Origin of the sequence: Rheinheimera sp. MMS21-TC3 (genome assembly GCF_032229285.1) — a bacterium.
GTDB lineage: Bacteria > Pseudomonadota > Gammaproteobacteria > Enterobacterales > Alteromonadaceae > Alishewanella.
Window position 1 is genome coordinate 716,325 of record NZ_CP135084.1, and the last position, 19,002, is coordinate 735,326.

20 protein-coding genes are annotated in these 19,002 nt (G+C 40.6%); 14 read left to right on the forward strand and 6 right to left on the reverse strand.

Annotated elements, in window-relative coordinates; translation table 11 throughout:
• Window positions 1–42 precede the first annotated feature (42 nt).
• The 9 genes from RDV63_RS03710 (at window position 43) to RDV63_RS03750 (ending at window position 8,782) form a co-directional block, all read left to right on the forward strand.
• On the forward strand, window positions 43–897 hold the full coding sequence (locus RDV63_RS03710; RefSeq protein WP_313908166.1) for a S8 family serine peptidase: 855 nt from the start codon (window positions 43–45) through the stop codon (window positions 895–897).
• Entirely contained in the window at window positions 830–1,240 is a 411-nt protein-coding gene (locus tag RDV63_RS03715) for a hypothetical protein (RefSeq protein ID WP_313908167.1), read from the forward strand. The genes RDV63_RS03710 and RDV63_RS03715 overlap by 68 nt, the downstream gene beginning before the upstream one ends.
• Window positions 1,241–1,345: 105 nt before the next feature.
• Window positions 1,346–1,690, forward strand: coding sequence for a GlyGly-CTERM sorting domain-containing protein (locus RDV63_RS03720; RefSeq protein WP_313908168.1), 345 nt, complete (start codon window positions 1,346–1,348; stop codon window positions 1,688–1,690).
• A gap of 220 nt (window positions 1,691–1,910) precedes the next feature.
• Entirely contained in the window at window positions 1,911–4,142 is a 2,232-nt protein-coding gene (locus RDV63_RS03725) for a S46 family peptidase (RefSeq protein WP_313908169.1), read from the forward strand.
• A gap of 72 nt (window positions 4,143–4,214) precedes the next feature.
• A complete protein-coding gene (locus RDV63_RS03730) occupies window positions 4,215–4,526 on the forward strand; it encodes a hypothetical protein (RefSeq protein ID WP_313908170.1) in 312 nt (103 codons plus the stop codon).
• 128 nt (window positions 4,527–4,654) lie between these two features.
• Window positions 4,655–5,602 (forward strand): protein translocase subunit SecF, encoded by a 948-nt coding sequence (gene secF, locus RDV63_RS03735; RefSeq protein ID WP_313908171.1) that lies wholly within the window; start codon window positions 4,655–4,657, stop codon window positions 5,600–5,602.
• A gap of 143 nt (window positions 5,603–5,745) precedes the next feature.
• On the forward strand, window positions 5,746–7,152 hold the full coding sequence (locus tag RDV63_RS03740) for an MBL fold metallo-hydrolase (protein ID WP_313908172.1): 1,407 nt from the start codon (window positions 5,746–5,748) through the stop codon (window positions 7,150–7,152).
• Window positions 7,153–7,292: 140 nt separating this feature from the next.
• Window positions 7,293–7,613 carry a hypothetical protein gene (locus RDV63_RS03745; protein WP_313908173.1) on the forward strand — a complete coding sequence of 107 codons (321 nt, stop codon included), beginning with the start codon at window positions 7,293–7,295 and terminating at the stop codon, window positions 7,611–7,613.
• Between the two features lie 17 nt (window positions 7,614–7,630).
• Entirely contained in the window at window positions 7,631–8,782 is a 1,152-nt protein-coding gene (locus tag RDV63_RS03750) for a glycosyltransferase family 4 protein (RefSeq protein WP_313908174.1), read from the forward strand.
• A gap of 4 nt (window positions 8,783–8,786) precedes the next feature.
• Here the strand turns inward: RDV63_RS03750 and RDV63_RS03755 are convergent, their stop codons facing one another.
• Window positions 8,787–9,386, reverse strand: a complete 600-nt coding sequence (locus tag RDV63_RS03755) for a DNA-3-methyladenine glycosylase I (protein WP_313908175.1) — start codon at window positions 9,384–9,386, stop codon at window positions 8,787–8,789.
• A 154-nt stretch (window positions 9,387–9,540) separates the two neighbouring features.
• Here RDV63_RS03755 and RDV63_RS03760 point away from each other — a divergent pair, with 154 nt between their 5' ends.
• Both RDV63_RS03760 and RDV63_RS03765 read left to right on the forward strand, forming a co-directional pair.
• The gene (locus RDV63_RS03760) at window positions 9,541–10,479 is read left to right on the forward strand and encodes an ABC transporter ATP-binding protein (RefSeq protein ID WP_313908176.1); all 939 of its coding nucleotides are present in this window, start codon (window positions 9,541–9,543) and stop codon (window positions 10,477–10,479) included.
• Entirely contained in the window at window positions 10,476–11,654 is a 1,179-nt protein-coding gene (locus RDV63_RS03765) for an ABC transporter permease (protein WP_313908177.1), read from the forward strand. Before RDV63_RS03760 ends, RDV63_RS03765 begins: the two co-directional genes overlap by 4 nt.
• 63 nt (window positions 11,655–11,717) lie before the next feature.
• On the opposite strand, the gene RDV63_RS03770 is transcribed toward RDV63_RS03765, so the two are convergent.
• Together RDV63_RS03770 and RDV63_RS03775 are read right to left on the reverse strand one after the other, a co-directional pair.
• Window positions 11,718–11,927, reverse strand: a complete 210-nt coding sequence (locus RDV63_RS03770) for a helix-turn-helix transcriptional regulator (protein ID WP_313908178.1) — start codon at window positions 11,925–11,927, stop codon at window positions 11,718–11,720.
• Window positions 11,928–11,965: 38 nt separating this feature from the next.
• Window positions 11,966–12,574 carry a hypothetical protein gene (locus tag RDV63_RS03775; protein WP_313908179.1) on the reverse strand — a complete coding sequence of 203 codons (609 nt, stop codon included), beginning with the start codon at window positions 12,572–12,574 and terminating at the stop codon, window positions 11,966–11,968.
• Between the two features lie 239 nt (window positions 12,575–12,813).
• Between RDV63_RS03775 and RDV63_RS03780 the strand changes: the two genes are divergently transcribed.
• Window positions 12,814–14,445, forward strand: coding sequence for a methyl-accepting chemotaxis protein (locus RDV63_RS03780; protein ID WP_313908180.1), 1,632 nt, complete (start codon window positions 12,814–12,816; stop codon window positions 14,443–14,445).
• An 87-nt stretch (window positions 14,446–14,532) separates the two neighbouring features.
• Here the strand turns inward: RDV63_RS03780 and RDV63_RS03785 are convergent, their stop codons facing one another.
• The 3 genes from RDV63_RS03785 to RDV63_RS03795 form a co-directional block, all read right to left on the reverse strand.
• Window positions 14,533–15,960 carry an L-cystine transporter gene (locus tag RDV63_RS03785; RefSeq protein WP_313908181.1) on the reverse strand — a complete coding sequence of 476 codons (1,428 nt, stop codon included), beginning with the start codon at window positions 15,958–15,960 and terminating at the stop codon, window positions 14,533–14,535.
• Window positions 15,961–16,117: 157 nt separating this feature from the next.
• Window positions 16,118–16,477, reverse strand: a complete 360-nt coding sequence (locus RDV63_RS03790) for a T6SS amidase immunity protein Tai4 family protein (protein ID WP_313908182.1) — start codon at window positions 16,475–16,477, stop codon at window positions 16,118–16,120.
• Window positions 16,478–17,386 carry a LysR substrate-binding domain-containing protein gene (locus RDV63_RS03795; RefSeq protein ID WP_313908183.1) on the reverse strand — a complete coding sequence of 303 codons (909 nt, stop codon included), beginning with the start codon at window positions 17,384–17,386 and terminating at the stop codon, window positions 16,478–16,480. It abuts the gene before it with no gap.
• A gap of 133 nt (window positions 17,387–17,519) precedes the next feature.
• On the opposite strand from RDV63_RS03795, the gene RDV63_RS03800 reads away from it, so the two are divergent.
• Both RDV63_RS03800 and RDV63_RS03805 read left to right on the forward strand, forming a co-directional pair.
• Window positions 17,520–17,972 (forward strand): DoxX family protein, encoded by a 453-nt coding sequence (locus tag RDV63_RS03800; RefSeq protein WP_313910380.1) that lies wholly within the window; start codon window positions 17,520–17,522, stop codon window positions 17,970–17,972.
• A 64-nt stretch (window positions 17,973–18,036) separates the two neighbouring features.
• Window positions 18,037–18,990, forward strand: a complete 954-nt coding sequence (locus RDV63_RS03805; protein WP_313908184.1) for a glutathione S-transferase family protein — start codon at window positions 18,037–18,039, stop codon at window positions 18,988–18,990.
• Window positions 18,991–19,002: the final 12 nt, after the last annotated feature.

Genomic DNA, 19,002 nt, shown 5'->3' on the forward strand with positions numbered 1-19,002 from the left:
TAAAAAAAAGGTGATGAAACAAAGCAGCCTTCGGCTTATTTGGTGGAGCTAAATTCTCAGCCAACGAGTTATGCCTTATCAGGTAAAAGCTTTGACAGACAACGTGCTCAGCAGTTAACTATGCAAATAGAGCAGGCTCAGCAACAAGTCGCTGGCTATTTACAACAGCTAGATAAAGATGCCCAAGTTTTAACAACCACTAAGCATCTAGCCGTATCTCTAGTAGTTAAAGCCACGCCTGAGGCATTAGTTAAATTAGCAAAAAATCCTGCAGTTAAACAAATTCTTCCTGTATTTGATAGCAAGCCAATGGTCGCTGCTAGCCAGGAGTATATTAATGCGAAATCTGTTGTTGAGTCGGGTACGGCAACAGGTGCGGGTATTAAAGTTGCTATTTTAGACTCGGGTGTCGACTATACACATGCTGCCCTAGGTGGCGAGGGTACTGAAGAGGCTTATGCAGCAGCCTTCGCTAACCAAACAGCGGTTACCTGGCCGCAAGGTAAGGTAATTGGTGGTTATGATTTTATTAATGATGATCCAAACCCAATTGATCCTTTAAGTGGCGGCCATGGTACATCGGTTGCTAACTCGGTTAATGGTATTGCTCCTGAAGTTGAATTTTATGCCTATACAGTGTGTACTGGCACTTGTCCGGGTGTAGCACAAATTAATGCCTTAGAAAGTGCGATGGACCCAAATGGTGATGGCGATTTATCTGATCGTGTAGACGTTATTAATATGTCGCTAGGTGGCGATTTTGGCTCAACAAATGCCAGTGGTGGCGCGCCGTTTTTAATCCAAAATGCAGTAAACCTAGGGGTTAACGTTGTTATTTCTGCCGGTAATGATGGCCCGAATCCGTTTATCATTATCACCAGAAGTATCATTAACTGATGAAGCGGGCGAGATGTTAACTGAGTTAGCTCCTGGTCAATCAGGTATTTTAAACTGGAACACAACGTCAGGTTTTGTATTACTCTCTGATGTTGGTGATGGCATGGTAGTAGCTGATATAAATGCAGGTGATCAAGCGCCTGTAATTACAGCTAACCAGGTGTTTAGCGTTGAGGAAAACACGGCTAATGGCACTGTGATTGGTAAGGTAGATGCTGAAGTTGACTTCTTATCACCTGTGTCAGAGTTCTTGTTAGTAGGAAGTAGCTCAAATGCAGTATCAGTAGCAAGTAATGGTGATATTGTGGTTATGAATAGCAACTTGCTTGATTACGATGCGTGATTAACTTCAGTTCAGTTAGAAGTTATTGCGCTTGATATTCAAGGTAATACGTCAACTCCTGTTGAGGTGGTTGTTAATGTAGCTAATATTGCTGATGAAGCGCCTATGGTAACAGCAACAATGAGTAAAACCTCAGTTGATGTTGGTACTAATGGTGGCACAGTGCTTGGTACTGTTGCAGTTCAAGTGAAAGAAGCTGATGCTACTTTAGTTAGTGTAAGCACAAATAACTCACTATTTAATGTGGTTAATAACAATTTAGTGTTAACGCGTATGCCGACTAAAGCAGATGCTAAATCACACAGTGTTGTTATTACGGCTACTGACTCTTCTGGTATGACTGGAACATCAACAGTAACTGTAACGGTTAACAAAACATCAAGCGGTACTTTTGGCTGGTTTAGTTTATTAGCTTTACCCTTGTTGTTATTACGTCGTAAGCGTGATTAATAGCTAAGTTAATCGCAAAGTAAAACCATCTAAAAAGCAGAGCCTAGTGCTCTGCTTTTTTATTGCCTTAAAAGACATAGCAAGTTATTCAACTTAAATTTATTACACTAAGCCGATAGCCGTTTGCACCTGAGGCTTGAACATGGATAATCCAGATAAACATTTATATCTATTGCAATAAATTTAGATTGTTAAGTAAAAATAACCAGTTGAGAAAAGTATGAAAGCTATTTACCTATTAAGTGCTGTTGCGTTAAGCCTCAGCTTTAGTATTAAGGCCGATGAAGGTCAATGGCAGCCGCATCAAATGCCACAATTACAGCAGCAACTTACTGCTAAAGGTATCCAAATTTCAGGAAAGCAGTTAGCTGATTTAAGCCAATACCCAATGAATGCTATTGTCGGTTTAGGCTATTGCTCGGCCTCTTTTGTCTCTCCGCAAGGGTTAGTGGTGACAAATCATCATTGTGCTTATAACGCTATACAGAATAATTCCACTCAAGAGAATAACCTTATCACCAAAGGCTTTTTAGCTAAAACGTTGGCTGAGGAATTACCTGCAGGGCAGCAAGAACGCTTATATATTACTGAGTCGGTAACTGACGTGACGGCCAACGTGATTGGAGATTTAGCGGCGGATCTGTCAGGAGAGGCACGCTTTAGCGCTATTGAAGCTAACCGTAAAGCATTAATAAAAAACTGTGAGGCAGATCCTAATTACCGCTGCTCTGTAGTGAGCTTTCATCATGGATTAGAATATTTTCAAATTAAACAATTAATGTTACAAGATGTGCGCTTAGTCTATGCACCAGCAGAAGCTATTGGTAACTTTGGTGGTAGTATCGATAATTTTGAATACCCACGCCACACCGGCGACTATACTTTTTTACGTGCTTATGTCAGCAAAGAAGGTAAGCCAGCGCCTTATTCTATAGACAACGTGCCTTATCAAAGTAAAAACTATTTAAAAGTAAATGCCAGTGGCGTGCGGCAAAATGACGGCATTATCTTGGCAGGTTATCCAGGTAGTACTAGCCGCTACCGCTTAGCTGATGAAATAGCATTTGCTGCCAATTGGCAATATCCGGCGCAAGTAAAAACCTATCAACAGATTATTAGCACTATAAATCGTTTAAGTGAGCAAAACCCTGACTTACAAGTAAAGTATGCAGCAACGGTTAAAAGTTTAGATAATCGGATGAAAAAACTAGAAGGGTTACTAGATGGCTTTAAGGTTACGGATATTCATGGCATTAAATCTACAAGTGAACGGGAGTTATTAAACTGGATTAACACCGATAGCAGCCGTAAACAGTATCAACAAAGCATTAACTCATTGCAAAGCGTAATTGATGCTCAGCATGCCTTTAGTCAGCAAGTTTATTATTTTGAAACGGCGAAACGTAGTGACTTACTTAATACTGCTATTTTACTTTATCGGCTAGCTCAAGAAAGCCAAAAGCCTGATGCTGAAAGAGAAATGGGCTTTCAGCAGCGGGATATAAGCATGATAAAAAGTCGCTTAGCTAGGATGGAAAGAAGCTTTGATCCAAAAATGGATTTAGCTATTTGGTCCGAACAAGTGGCTGAGTACTTAGCTCAACTTGATGCAGTACGAGTGCCAGAATTAGATGCAGCCTTAGGCGTTAAGCCAGGTATGAGTCAAGCTGAAGTAAGTGCTAAACTTGCTGGTTTATATGTAAAAAGCCAGCTTACTAGTACTGCAGGGCGGGAAAGCTGGTTAGGGAAAACACCTGCAGATTTTGCTACTAGCCAAGAGCCCTTTATTCGTATTGCTCTTGCTATTGCTGATAAAAATAAAGCCCTAGAACAACAAGAGAAAGAATTAAAAGGCCAGTTACTGGCTGTACGGCCTGCGTATATGCAAGCGATTATTGCATATAATAAAACCTTAGGTAAGCCAGTGTACCCAGATGCTAATAGAACTTTGCGTATTACTTATGGCTCTGTTGATGGTTATCCGGCTAAAGATGGCGTTTATAAGACACCATTTACATCGGTACGAGGAATCATTGCTAAACATACTGGCAAAGAGCCATTTAATGCGCCACAGCCATTGATGGCAGCGTACCAAGCAGGGAAAACTAAAGGCTATTTTTATCAAGATTTGGCAGCTAAACCTCAGCAGCCGTGGTCATGTAAACTATTTAGCTGCCCTAAACCAGAAGTAAAAGCCTTTAACTCAGTGCCGGTTAACTTTTTATCCAGCGCTGATACTACAGGTGGCAATTCTGGTTCTGCGGTGATGAATGGTAAAGGCGAGTTAGTAGGCTTAAACTTTGACTCTACTTATGAATCTATTACCAAAGACTGGTATTTTAATCCAGAAATTACCCGTGCCATTCATGTCGATATCCGTTATGTATTATGGTTGATGCAATACGTAGACGGTGCACAGAACTTGCTTGCTGAAATGGACATCGTCCAATAGAATAGCCGGACAGGGCATTAACATTATAGACTTAATGCCCTATTCCTACCCTAACTGATAATTCGAGACAATATGCGCTGGTTTAGTCGTTTTGCTCTAGTGTGTTATTTGTGCCTACTGTGTACGCCGCAAGCTTTTGCCGTACAAGATTTGCGCTTATCGCCGTTAGCAGAAAATCAACTACAAGCACTGTTATCAAATGTTGCTAGTGCAAACCATGACCAGTCAACGCAAACGGATAATCAACCGCCAACTGGGTCACCAGCTAATGATTTAATTGTTTTAATACCAGCCTGTTATGGTAGCAGTATTGCACTAGTGCCATGCTATCAATTTATACCTTTTCAGCCGCAGCAAGCGCGTGCCCCACCTTTAACTACTTAACTTATTTAATTTCGAACTTATTGTAAATAAGTTGTTGATTTTTATGCTGTTGCGGCTGTGCTGTAGCAATATTAGTTTATAGATAACGGCTGTGCTTGGTTTAGGCTAAGCGCGGGCGAGGTAGTGTTATGCAAGTATTTAATTTTTCTCAACCATTAAATTTTATGGGTTATAAAGGGGTTGCCGTATCGTTATCGGCAGTATTAATAATAGCGGCATTATTATGTATTGCTATAAAAGGGGTAAATTGGGGTTTAGATTTTACCGGTGGTACTGTTATTGAAGTGAATTTTCAGCAAGCAGCCGATTTGCCGCAAGTTAGGCAAACATTGAGTCAGGCTGGCTATACGGATGCTATAGTGCAGCTATTTGGCACTAGCCGCGATGTGCTAATCCGTATTCCACTACAGCTAGATAAAGAGCAAGCAGAAGTTGGCCAAGCTATCTTAGCTGCGCTTAATGTAGATGGTGCAGCGCAAGTAGAAATGCGCCGGATTGAGTTTGTTGGCCCCAGTGTGGGTGATGAGCTAAAAAATGAAGGCGGCTTAGCCATGTTGATCGCGCTATTAGGTATTTTAGCTTATGTTGCTATGCGCTTTGAATGGCGGCTATCAGTAGGCGCAGTTGTAGCATTAATACACGATGTGATTTTAACAGTGGGTCTGTTCTCATGGTTACAAATAGAGTTCGATTTAACGGTTTTAGCGGCAATATTAGCTTTAATCGGCTATTCAATAAATGACACTATAGTGGTGTTTGATCGTATTAGAGAGCAGTTTCGTAAGTTACGTGATACCAGTCCTGCAGAAGTGATTAACGATGCCATAACTTCTACCTTAAATCGAACTGTAATAACGTCGTTAACAACGGCTTTAGTATTAGTGGTTTTATACTTTAAAGGCGGTGCTTTAATTCATGGTTTTGCCACCGCGCTTTTATTTGGCATTGCGGTAGGTACTTATTCTTCAATTTATATTGCCAGTGCTATAGCTTATATATTGGGTATAAGTCGTGAAGACATGTTGCCGCCGGCGATACCTAGTGATGAAGTAGATAATGATGGTGCTGTATTATAGTTTTCTTATGTAAATTTTAGGCTGTAACTAAGGCTGCAGCCTAAAATGTTAAATGAATTCAATATCTAAGTAAGCATTTAGCTATAAGCTAAGCTACAATAAGTTTATACCCACCTGTTTTAACTCAGTAAAAGGACATCTTTATGTCGCTAGATGCAACATTGCAGTTTGTTGGGGCAGCTCAGCAAGTTACCGGCTCTTGTTATCTTATCAAACATAACAATAAACAGATTTTACTCGATTGCGGCATGGTACAAGGCGGCGATCAGGTGCGGGAGTGGCATAGTTTTCAGTTTAGTTTTAAGCCCAAAGATATTGATATTGTTATCCTATCTCATGTGCACATCGACCATAGCGGTCTGTTACCTTTATTGGTTGCCCGTGGTTTTAATGGCAAAGTTTTCTGTACGCCTAGTTCGGCAGAGTTATTGCCTATTTTATTAAAAGATTCGGTCCATTTATATTTAAAAGATTTGGAGTGGAAAAATAAAAAGGCAGCAAGAGCAGGCAAGAAAATTCAACCAGCTCAATTAACGCTACAAGATGCTGAACGAGTTGAGAAGCTTTGCCAACCGGTTCCTTATAAAAAACGGCTAGTTCCTATGCCCGGTTTAGAGCTAGAATTTGCCGATGCCGGGCATATCTTAGGCTCGGCAATAGTACAACTATGGCTAAAAGGTCATAAGAGTATGCGTAAACTCGTATTTTCAGGCGACTTAGGTAACCCAACCACAGTATTAATGTACGATCCTGCTGAAATAGGTCTGGCCGATGTAGTCTTAATGGAAAGCACTTATGGTGATCGTGATCATAAGAATATTGAAAATACAGTCCAAGAATTGACCGACGTTTTAGCACAAGCCCATCGTGATGGTGGCAATGTGTTTATTCCTGCTTTTGCTTTAGGCCGCACCCAAGAAATATTATATTATTTAGCACTTTTACATCATCAAGGTAAATTGCCGCAGCGACTTATCTTTTTAGATAGCCCTATGGCTATTAGAGTGACAGAAGTTTACAACAAATATTTAACTCGGTTAGAGCAGAAAGATTTAGCCGCTATAGGCTTTAAACCAGGTATGCAGTTACAAGACTTACTGCCTATGCTGCGCCTGACTGAAAAAGTTGAGGATTCAATGGCAATTAATCGGATTAGCCAAGGCGCCATTATTATTGCTGGCAGTGGTATGTGTAATGGCGGTCGAATTGTTCATCACTTAAAGCATAATTTGTGGAAAAACTCGAATCACCTAATATTTGTTGGTTTTCAGGTTAATGGCACCTTAGGGCGACGACTAGTAAATGGTGAGAAGCGTATCAAGCTATTTGGTCAAGATATTGTAGTTAAAGCACAAATACACACTTTAGGTGGCTTTTCAGCTCATGCTGGGCAGTCTGAATTATTAGCATGGGCCAAAGCCATTGGTGGCCAACCACAGTTTTATTTAGTCCATGGTGAAATTGAAGCCCAACAAGCATTACAAGTTAAGTTAGAGGAGTTAGGAATATCAGCTGAGATCCCTGCTAAGGGTGATGTTATTACCTTATAGTTAGCCGAGGTTTCTTTTTCGAATTTTGTGCTTCGAAGTATCATACTTTATATTGTAGAAGGTAAAAAAACTGTTGCTAGGAGTTTAAATAGCCGTAGAATATGCAGCCTCTTGGCGTTAGGTAAAGATGACAACAAAACATGAAACTAACAAAAACTTGCCGTAAGCTTGATGGCTATACCCAAAAAGCAGTAGCACTGGTAGAGGAGCAAGCTAAGGTTAACATTGCTGGTTTTGTGTCACTGACTTATACCGCTAGCTTTAATAACTTTCCTGCAAGTTTACGGGTAGTTTGTCTTTTTACTGACGATATTGCATTAGGGGTTGCTAAAGCCGCTGGGGCAGAGCAACTATTACAAAAGCTGCTGCACAAACAAATGTTTAAAGTAGGCTTTATACTGAAAGATGCCCGTCACAATGTTATATTGCAAAGTGTCACGCCTGCAATTATTGCAAATTAAAATTTCTAAGTTGTCTGATGCTTAATATATATATAATTTATCGTGCTATGTTTGACGCTAAAGGTAACATGCACACCATTGGCGGTATTGAAAACTACCTATTAAATTTATGCGCTATCTTTAACAGCCAAGGCTGGCATTGTCATATTGTTCAGCCAGCTAAAAAAGCATTTTCACTAACTCAACATAACTTTACATTACACGGTGTTACTACTGGTTTATATCGAGGTAATTTAAAAAAATATGCATTAGCAAACTGGGTCCGAAAGCAGATTGATTGTGAAAACAGTAATCAAAATCGTAATAACTCTATTGTAATATTTGCTACCGACTCTTACTCAGTGAAAATGGTTAACTATAACAGTTTAGCTATTCAGCATGGCGTGTCTTGGGATAAGCCAACTAATTCAACACAATCTTTATCGCAATATTTTTTCTCGTCAATTAAACAGTATAAGTACTTATCATATATTAAAGCAGATAGTCGTTTAGTTTGTGTTGATCATAATTTTGTAAATTGGTATCGCACTTGGTTTAATACTGCAGGGCAAGATATAAAGGTTATTTATAATTTTTATGATAACAAAATTAGCGAAGCTGAGTTTGCAGAAAAATGGTCTGATACTAAGTCTATTACCAATATTATTATTGCTCGGCGCTTTGTTGACTATCGCGGTATTAAATTGATAGCCCCTATTATTAAGCAGCTATTACCTAAGTACAATATTCAAGTAAGTTTTGCTGGTGACGGGCCTTTAAAACCGTATTTGACTGAAATGTTTTCCCAGCAACCGCAGGTTAAACTTATCGAGTATGGTGTTGATGACAGTTTTAACGTCCATAAAAGCCAGCATATCGCTATTATTCCAACTTTAGGCTCTGAAGGTACTTCGCTGTCAATGATAGAAGCTATGGCAGCAGGTTGCCTAGTTATAAGTAGTAATGTCGGCGGTTTATCTAATATTATTATTGATGGCTGTAATGGTCGACTATTAATGCCAAGTAGCCAGCAATTTAGCCAAGCGCTAACTGCTAGTTTAAATAACCCTGAGCAAAGTAAAGCCATGGCTTATAACGGCTTAAAATCTATTGAACATTCTTGCTCAAAAGAAAACTGGACAAGGCAGTGGCTTGATACTATAAAAACATTGTCTGAAACTAGTTTATAACTATTTAGCCATTGTTTATTCTGTTAAGACTATGATGCAAAAAGCATTGCTTACTATGGCTATTAATTAAACCGCAGGCTTGTAAGTAAGCGTAGCAAATAGTAGAGCCAAAAAAGGTAAAGCCGCGCTGCTTTAAGTCGGCACTTATTTTATCTGATAGGGCAGAGGTCGCAGGGGCTACTGTTGTGTCATCAACCTGATTCATTATTGGTTTATTACCAACAAAATCCCAAATGTACTGGCTAAAACTGCCAAACTGCTGTTGAATGGCAATAAAAGCTTGCGCATTATTGATAGCGGCTTTTATTTTTGCTCTGTGGCGAATAATAGTGTCATTTTGCATTAGCTGTTCAACTTTAGCGGCATTAAATTGGGCAACTTGATTCACATCAAAATTAGCGAAAGCCTTCCTATAACCATCACGTCTTTTTAATATGGTGTACCAGTTTAAGCCGGCTTGGGCAGACTCTAGTATAATAAATTCAAACAGCTTGTGATCATCATAAACCGGTACTGCCCATTCTTCATCATGGTACTTAACGTAATCGGCTTTAGTGCAATCTAACCATGCGCAACGTGTAGGGCGAACAGAATTTATCGTCATAACGTTTTCCTTGTAAGGACTCTATTTAAGCATAGTAAAAGTTAGCTAACTAGTTTGCTAAACATAACGGCTGTTATATTTGCTTGCAATTGATTGATATCGCAAATTCACAAAAATGATAAGATAACAAAAAGTAAATAAATAGGGATTATCAATGCAGTTAATTGTTACCGCAATTAGTAAGGCTTACGCTACCGTTCAGGCGGTGCAGCAAGTCAGTTTTCAAATTAATAGTGGCGAAATATTTGCATTATTAGGGCCAAATGGCGCCGGTAAGTCATCCATTATTCGCATGTTAGTGGGAATGACCCAGCCTGATAGTGGCAGTATTATGATTAGCTACCAAGATCAGCATTATGATCATGTGCCACGGCGGTTGCTAGGTTATTTACCTGAGGATCGCGGGCTTTATGCGGATAAAAGTATTGAAAAAAATCTGCTGTATTTAGCGCAGCTACATGGCATCTCTAAGTCTGAAGCGCTTAACGAGATGGAGCAATGGCTAGAGGTGTTTGAATTAACCGATCGGCGCCATGATGAATTAAAGCAGCTGTCTAAAGGTAACCAACAAAAAGTGCAATTAATAGCGGCTGTGCTGCATAAGCCTGCACTAGTGATTTTAGATGAGCCTTTTTCCGGTTTAGATCCAGTTAATCAAGAAAAAGTGGTTGAGTTTTTACGCCAACTTAAAGCTCGAGGTATGACGGTTATTTTAAGTGCTCACCAAATGGCATTAGTTGAAAAACTGGCTGATCACATGCTGTTAATGGCGCAAGGCCAAGTTATTTTAGCCGGTACATTAGAGAAGATTAAAAGCCAAAGCCAAGAGCAAAAACAAATGAAAGTCGCCTTTAGTACAAAGGTCGCTCAAGAGCAGCTAGAAGCCTTATCTGCGGTAGAGCAGGTTGCCTCTATTAATGCTCAGCAATGGCTGCTAACCCTAAACCAAGCGGTTGGCGTATCTGACTGCCTAGAGCAGTTATTACAAGTTGCTGAATTAACGCAGGTGGAAATGGTTACGACTGACTTACATCAATTGTATTTAGCTGCCATGGCTAAGCATCAGCACTCTGGAACTGAGGGGGTAGTATGATTTCTCGGCAAAGTTTAGTTGTTGCACGTTGGGAGTTCTTGCGATTTTTCAAATGGAAACAGCAGCTTATCTCTTATTTGTTGATGTTAGGTATCTTTGCTGCTGTGGCATCATGGAGTTATTTCACTGATGAAAGTCGTCAGCAGTATCGCATAGCCGTGCCTGCCGATTTTGCTATTGAAAACACCGAGCAATTTCAGTTTCAGCGCCCTAGCATTGATTTTTCTGCTCAGTTAGAACAAATGCAAGCAGATGATTCTTGGCATGCCATTTTGACAAAGCAAGAAGATAAAGTGAGCATTCATACCTTAACCGGAAAAAAATGGTTAAGTCAGTTAGAGCAAGTGTTGTTGCAGCATTACCGTAAAGATACAGCCAATAAGTTAGGGCTTACAGCCGAGCAACTGCTGCAATTAGAACAGCCGATTAGCATTAAAACCGAATTTTTAGATCAATCTTATAAAGGCAAAGATGCACCTGAAAAAATGGTCGCTATTGGTATGCTGATTTTGCTGTTTGTAGGTTTAACCACCGTATTTGGTTATATGCTTACTAGTATAACGGCAGAAAAGCAGCAGCGGGTTACTGAACAGCTTTATGCCATATTAACACCACAACAATGGATGGATGGCAAGGTGTTAGGCCATAGCTTTAGTGCCTTAAAATCTATGCTGACGTCAGGCTTAATTATGTTAGTAAGCACGATTGTTATTAGCGTCTTTTCTAAAAATCAGTTTGATTTAAGCTGGCTAGATGTCAGTGTCATACTTTGGTTGTTGCCGTTTTCATTATTAGGTGTCGTGCTATGTGCAAGCTTTATGGGCGCTATTGCAGCCTCGATTGATGATCCTAATACCAGCGGTAAAAGTGCGGTGATGATGCTGACTTGGCTACCTATGGTATTTACCTTTTTTGTTATCGACAGCCCTGCAGGTTGGGCCATGACGCTATTGAGCTTTTTTCCTTTAACCTCATTTGCGGCTATGCCTGTAAAAATGACAATGGTAGATATCAGTTGGTGGCAGCCGCTGCTATCCTTAGTATTACTCTTTGCTTCAGTTTGGTGGATGCGTCGTGTTGCGGGGCGAGTATTTCTTCGAGGAATGCAGCTATATGGCAAAGAGCCAAGCTGGACAGAGATAGTGCGCTGGGCGCTTAGTAATAAAACCGATTAAGCGGTAAAGGCCGCTAGCTTGAGATTATTTTCAATGTCAGGCTAGCGGTGTGTTTCTTTGTAATTAACTTTCTGGCTCATACACTAAGATATCGCCGGGCTGGCAATTCAATACTTTGCATATCGCCGATAACGTACTAAAACGAATCGCTTTTACCTTGCCATTTTTAAGCAAAGATAAATTAGTCATTGATACATTAACCTGCATAGAGAGCTCGGTTAATGACATCTTGTTTTTAGCTAACTCTATATCAAGATTAATTCGAATAGACATTTGCAACGTACTCCGCTTTATTCTGCACTTAGCATGACTTAAACAAGGTCAATGCTATGGTCATTGCGAAAAAACTGGATAGCTAACAACACCAATAAGATAGGAAAAAGCACAATATTACTGGCCGCAAAAATAATGCTCAGCTGTAACAAGCACATTAATAACAAACCTATAGCGAAGGCTTTCATAATAGTGGTTAGCTCACTAAAGCGGGTTAACAGTAAAATGGCAAAGACGCCAGCAACAAGGCTGTATAAAACCAGTAAACTTATACCGATAATGCTGCCGCTAGTTATCCAGCTATCTATGGCAGTAGTCACTATTCCGGTTGCTAGCAGCACATCAATAACAACAGTGCTGTGAAACAGAGCAATTATCGCTGTCATTATTAATATCAGTATTGCTGCTGCACCGCCATTTAGCTGCTCACGGCATAACTGGTACAAGCCAAGATAGACCACAATCTCAAGCAAACCTATGATAACAAATAGCAGATCCCACGCATTCAGGGTGCTAAAGTCGGTAGCCATCAAGCTAATAGCATCTTCGCTAAAAACACCAGTAACAGCGTAAATCCAGTAAATGGGGAATAAAACAGCTAGGCATACTGCGGCCATACCTGATATTAGGTTTAATTTTATATTCATCACTTCTGTCCTTGTATGCACTAATAGATAAGGCTTATTAATTTAGCTGGTAAATTAGCTTTTATCAATAACTATTTTATGTTTATCATAAAATAGTTATTGATGAACATTGTTATAGATGAGTAGGTAACCCCCCGCCCGGCCGCTTGCTTTGCTGTCATAAATTTGTCATGAGCTGTAACTAAACTGCTTCGCAAATTAAGCTTTGTGGAAGTACTGTTTTGTCAAAGTTGAAAGGGTTGTCGAAGTTAAATATATCCAGTCGGATCTTGTTGCTGGGGGGCTTACCTGTATTAATGTTGTTATTAGTATTGGTAGCGGCTTATGGCTCTGCTCAGAAAAAAGATAAGTTGTTTAATCAGTTGTATGACAACCATTTAGCGGTATTGTCAGATGTGATGGCAGTACAGCAAATTTTACAGCAAAGTGTGCTGCAGAATGTGCGCAAGTATCGCACCGGTTGGATGTCAGCACAAAACACCGAGCAATTAATTAAGCAGCATTTAACAACAGCACAGCAACATTGGGCGGCCTTTGGGAAAATTCGGCCGCAGCAGCTAGAGCCAGAGTACTATACTGATCTAGACAACAGCTTTACCGCGGCCATAAAGCTTTATCAACAATGGCTAGAATATGCCGGCAGTGATGCCTTACAGGTTAAAATACTGAATGAGTCGACGGTAAATAACCAGGTTGAATTACATATTGCTCACTTTGTTCAGCTAACAGATACTTTTATTCAACAGCAATTAAGTGCTGCAGATACCGTGCGTGATACTGCACAAGATTTCACCAACAAATTAATCCGCACCTATTGGTTTGGCGGGGTATTTTTATTGCTGGTTACGGTGCTATTAATATGGGCAATACAGCGTTCGATACGGCTACCACTTTGGGCATTGCGCGATATGTTAAATAAAGTGTCAACCACCTCTGATTTAAGGTTACGTGCCGATGAAAATGGCAGTGATGAATTGTCACAAGCGGCAAAAGCGCTTAACCACATGCTGCAGCATTTTGAGCATTTGATCACTAAGCTTGGCATTAGCGCGGCTTCATTAAGCCAGCAAGCAGTGCAAGTGTATGATACGAGTGCTGCAGTGCAGCAAAGTGCTTCAGTACAAGCAAGCCAAGCACAGCGACTATCTACGGCAGCAGAGCAGATGAGCACCAGTGTGCAACAAGTGTCTTTCAATGCTAGTCAAGCAGCAGATGCGGCATTACAAGCTGAGAAACTTTGCACAAGTGGTTTAGGCGTCGCCAGCAGCAGTGCCCAAGGCATAACCGAATTAGCCTTACAGTTAGAGCAAAGTGCCAAGGTGGTGAGTTGCTTAGAGCAGGAGTCTGGGCAAATAACCACTGTGCTAGATGTAATACGTAAGATTTCTGATCAAACTAACTTGCTGGCCTTAAACGCAGCGATTGAAGCTGCCCGAGCGGGAGAAGCAGGGCGCGGTTTTTCTGTTGTAGCCGATGAAGTGCGAACACTGTCGTCGAATACTAAACAGGCTACTGAATCTATTCATACTATGATTAGTCAGTTGCAACAGCAAGCTGTCAGTGCTGTAGAGGCGATGCAGCAAGCACATAGCCAAGCAAATGCTAATGTGGCATTAGCTCAAGATACTGGAGCGCGTTTTCAGCAATTGGCAACGGCGGTAGAGCATATCAGTGTCTCAAATAGGCAAATTTATGCTGCTGCAGCGGAACAACAGCAAGTAGCTGAAAATATTAATCAGTCTATACAGCAGTTAAATGAAGAAGTTGCTCAGTTAAATCAAGGCGCTTCTTGTTCAGCTAAAGCGAGTGAACAATTAAGCGCCGTTGCTGTTCAGTTAGATGACGACTGTAAGGTATTTACTACTCGCTAGGGCCTAAAGTATTAGGCTAAACACCGTTTTAATTTAGGCCCTAGCGCAGAAGCAGACTGATTATTAGGGTGAATCTTCCCTTGCAGCTTAGGCCTCTTTATTGGCAAAAAGAGGCTGTTGTTTTAGCGCGCTTTCAAGGTTTTTCTCTTGCTGAGATGGCTGCATTAGCTTGCTGGTGATCACGCCTGATGTCATCGCACCTGATACGTTTAATGCGGTTCTGGCCATATCTATAAGTGGCTCTATCGATATTAACAAGGCCACTATTTCTATGGGTAGGCCCATTGTAGGCAGCACCACTAAAGCGGCAAAAGTAGCACCACCACCGACACCGGCAATACCAAAAGAGCTAATAACCACAATGCCAACTAAAGAGGCAATAAACTCGAATGTCATAGGGTCAATACCCACGCTAGGCGCCACCATCATAGCTAGCATAGCGGGGTAAATGCCGGCACAGCCGTTTTGGCCAATAGTGGCACCAAATGACGCCGATAAATTCGCAATAGCAGAAGGCACCTTTAGCTGATTAACTTGCACATTTATATTAAGCGGTATAGTGGCGGCTGAACTGCGCGAGCTAAAGGCAAAGGTTAATACTGGCCAAATCTTTTTAAAATAAGCTGTTGGGCTAACACCGGCTAAGCTTAGCAAGGCACCATGAACAATAAACATTAAGAATATCGCCACATAAGAGGCAACAATAAAGGCAAGTAAATTAACAATATCACTGCCGCTCGATTGCGCTATAACGTTTGCCATTAAGCCGGCAACGCCATAAGGCGTTAATGCAATAACCATTTTAACTAAACTCATTACAATGGCTTGTAAGGCATTAACACCATTGCGGATAGGTTCTGCTAGTTCAGCTTGTTCTAGCATTACCTTACGGGCGGCAATACCCACTAGCACACCAAAAATAACCACCGCTATAATTGAGCTAGAGCGCAGATTGCTTAAATCAGCAAAAGGGTTTTGCGGAATAAAACTTAGCAACATCTGAGGTACAGATAAGTCAGCCACGTTTGCGGCTTTATTTTGTAAAGTGCTTATTTGCGCGGCTTCACGAGTTCCTGCGATTAAGCCGTTAATATTTAAGTCAAAGCCATAAGTTACGGCAATAGCCACTAACGCTGAAAGGGCAGTGGTGAAAAGCAAAATAGAAATGCTGATAAAGGAAATTTTGCCTAACGAGCCTTGCTGCTCTAGCTTGACTACAGCGGCAATCATGAAAATAAACACCAACGGCATTATTAGCATTTTTAATAGGCCAACATAGCCTTTGCCTACTAGGGCAACCCAGCTTAAAACTTGGTTAATTACTTGCGGTTGCTCGGCAAATAAAAACTGTAGCAGCAAGCCAAAGGCGCTGCCTAGCACTAAACCCAAAAGCACTCGTTTAGATAAGGTGTTTTTCTGTTTCGAGTGTTGTTTGGAAAATAAATAAATCGCGAACAATAAGCCAACAAAAATTGCTAACATAAAATATGCAGCAACTGACGCTGTAACTGGCATAGTATCCTCATCAAAATAACTAGGTAGCAGGATACTCTAGCGCTTAGCGAAAATTTAAGACAATACGCTTTAGCTATGACTTAGATGAAATAGTTATGCTTATATAAAAGTTATCCATTTTATGGATAGTTGCTGTGTTATCACCTAGTACAGCAAGTTAACTGTGCTCGCGATAAAGTTTACTTACTTGATCGGACTCTGCAAAATCAATGCATTTCATTAGGTTGTTCTGTATTCCTGAGTGTGAGGCATAGTCTTTCTTTAGCCATAGCTGCATCGGAGCAATTAATGCTTCATATGCTTCTAGCGGCATTGCACCAAACTCACGGTAGCCATTTAAAGCAGTTACAGCCTGTTGATAGATGGCACCTTGTGTAAAAGCTGTGGCTACACAACTAGTCAGTGCATAGTGTTGATACAGCTTTAAATCATTCTTGTGCTTGAACGCCATATCAGCTTGAGCAGAACAAGCAGCCAAACTATAAACTGATATTGCTAATGTTATTATTTGCTTCATCTAATTTCCTTTTAGGCTAAATTTTTTATCTAATAATAGCGAGGTTAATCGTTTTAAGCCCTTGCCTTTATTGGTTAGTTTCCAAGCGAGATATAGATCTTCCGTTGGTCTTGGCTCAGTGAGTTCTATTATCACCAGCTCGCCCGAGCTTAGCTGATTTTGAATTAAATACTTTGGTAGATAGCCAATACCAATACCGGCGCTAATAGCGGCAACTTTCTGGCTGACAGAGCTAACAAAAAAATGCTGGCTGCCTTCGATAATATTAGCTGACCAGGGAATTTCATTTTTTGCAGAGTCATGCACTATGATGCTTCTATAGCAGCTTAACTCGCTTGGCTGCATAGTTTTGTTGATGCTAGCCAGTGGGTGCGATTTATGGGCAACTAAAACACTAGCAAGCTCGGTTAATTTAACGGCCCTTATGCCTTTTTGGTTAGGCACAGGCCCAGGGGCGCCGATAACTAAATCTACCTTATCTTCTATTAACACCTCCCAAGTTCCACTCATTACTTGTTCTTGAATATCTATTTCTACGTTTTGATGCTCAGTTAAAAACTGGTTTATCTGTTGCAACACCGGCTGTATATCAATTATGGCATCGCAGGCAATGCGAATTCGTGGCTCCCAACCATTAGCAATGGTCTGGGTTTGTTCAGACAGGGCGTTAATGGCATACAGAATTTTTCGGCCTTCGGCCAATAAATGTTTGCCAGCAGGGGTGAGCACGGCACGGCGACCTTGGCGTTGAAATAAGGTGACTTGCAGCTGCTCTTCTAACTTTTGCACCACATAAGATAGCGCTGACGGCACTTTATTTAATTGCTCTGCGGCTGCAGCGTAACTACCACGATACTCAATAGCGTCTAAAATCACTAAGGCTTCTATACTAATAAGGTTTTGAGTCATTACTGATCACCTAAAACAACTGTTCAAATTATTTGAACAAATTACGCAAATTTTAGGGGTTATTCAATAGCTAAGTAATGCTTACAATGGCTACATACTTAATTAATCACAAACTAAGGTGAACAAAATGACTATGAAGAACATTATCAATACAATCACAAAAACTGAACAGTCTGTAGCAGCCTTACCATTACGACTTGTTGCAGGTATTTTATTCGTTGCCCATGGTGCCCAAAAACTCTTTGCTTGGTTTGGTGGCTATGGTCTTGAAGGTACTGGCCAATGGATGGAATCAATAGGCTTAGCGCCAGGTTTTTTAATGGCATTAATGGCAGGTAGTGCAGAGTTTTTTGGTGGCTTACTATTAATTATTGGTTTTTTAACTAGACCAACCAGTTTTGTGCTAGCCATTACCATGATTGTTGCTATCTTTACGGTGCATATTAATAATGGCTTATTTATGAGCAACAACGGTTATGAGTTTGGTTTATCACTATTAGCTATTACTGTTGCTTTATTAGTGCAAGGTGGTGGTAAATTCTCTGTAGATAACCAAATTCAGCATGCTTTAAATACAAGTAAATAATTCACGTCTAACTTATTAAAGGACCATCAATGAATGGCCCTTTTTCTATGCTAAGGAGGCTGTAATGGGCTTAATAGTAAACGGTAAATGGGTTAACGAATGGTACGACACCAAAAAGAGCGACGGTAAGTTTGTACGCCAAGCTAGTGTATTTAAAAATCAAATTTCAGCAGAGGCTAATAGCAAGTTTACGCCAGAAGCGGGGCGTTACCATCTGTATATATCTTTAGCTTGTCCTTGGGCGCATCGTACTATGATATTTCGCAAGCTAAAGCAACTTGAAGACGTCATTTCTTATAGTGTAGTAAAGCCAGAGATGTTAGATAAGGGCTGGGAGTTTGGCGCTGATGGCGATCCTCTCTACCATTTAGATTATGCTTATCAATTGTATTTAAAAGCCGACCCTAGCTACGAGGGGCGAGTGACAGTGCCTATTTTGTGGGATAAAAAAACACAAACTATCGTGAATAACGAATCTGTTGATATTATTCGCATGTTTAATAGCGCCTTTAATGAATTAACCGGCAATAACGACGATTATTATCCAGCTGCACTGCAAGCTGAAATTGACCAGGTGAATGCACGTATTTACGATACGGTAAATAATGGCGTATATAAAGCCGGTTTCGCCACCTTACAAAGTGCCTATAATGAAGCCTACCTAGCCTTGTTCGATAGCTTAGATTGGTTAGAGCAGCGCTTATCTAAGCAACGTTATTTAGTTGGTGAGCAAATTACAGAAGCCGATTGGCGCTTATTTACCACTCTTATTCGCTTCGATGCTGTTTATCATGGTCATTTTAAATGTAATAGACAAAAACTTAGCGAGTTTCATAACCTAAGAAACTATGTAAACGAGCTATACCAAGTGCCTGGCATTAAAGAAACCGTGGATTTGGAATACACAAAAATTCATTACTACGCCAGCCATACCAGCATTAACCCAACCCAAATAGTGCCCCTAGGCTGTGATCAGCACTTCGACGCCCCACACGATCGTGATCGGCAATATAATTAAAAGAGTTTAGCG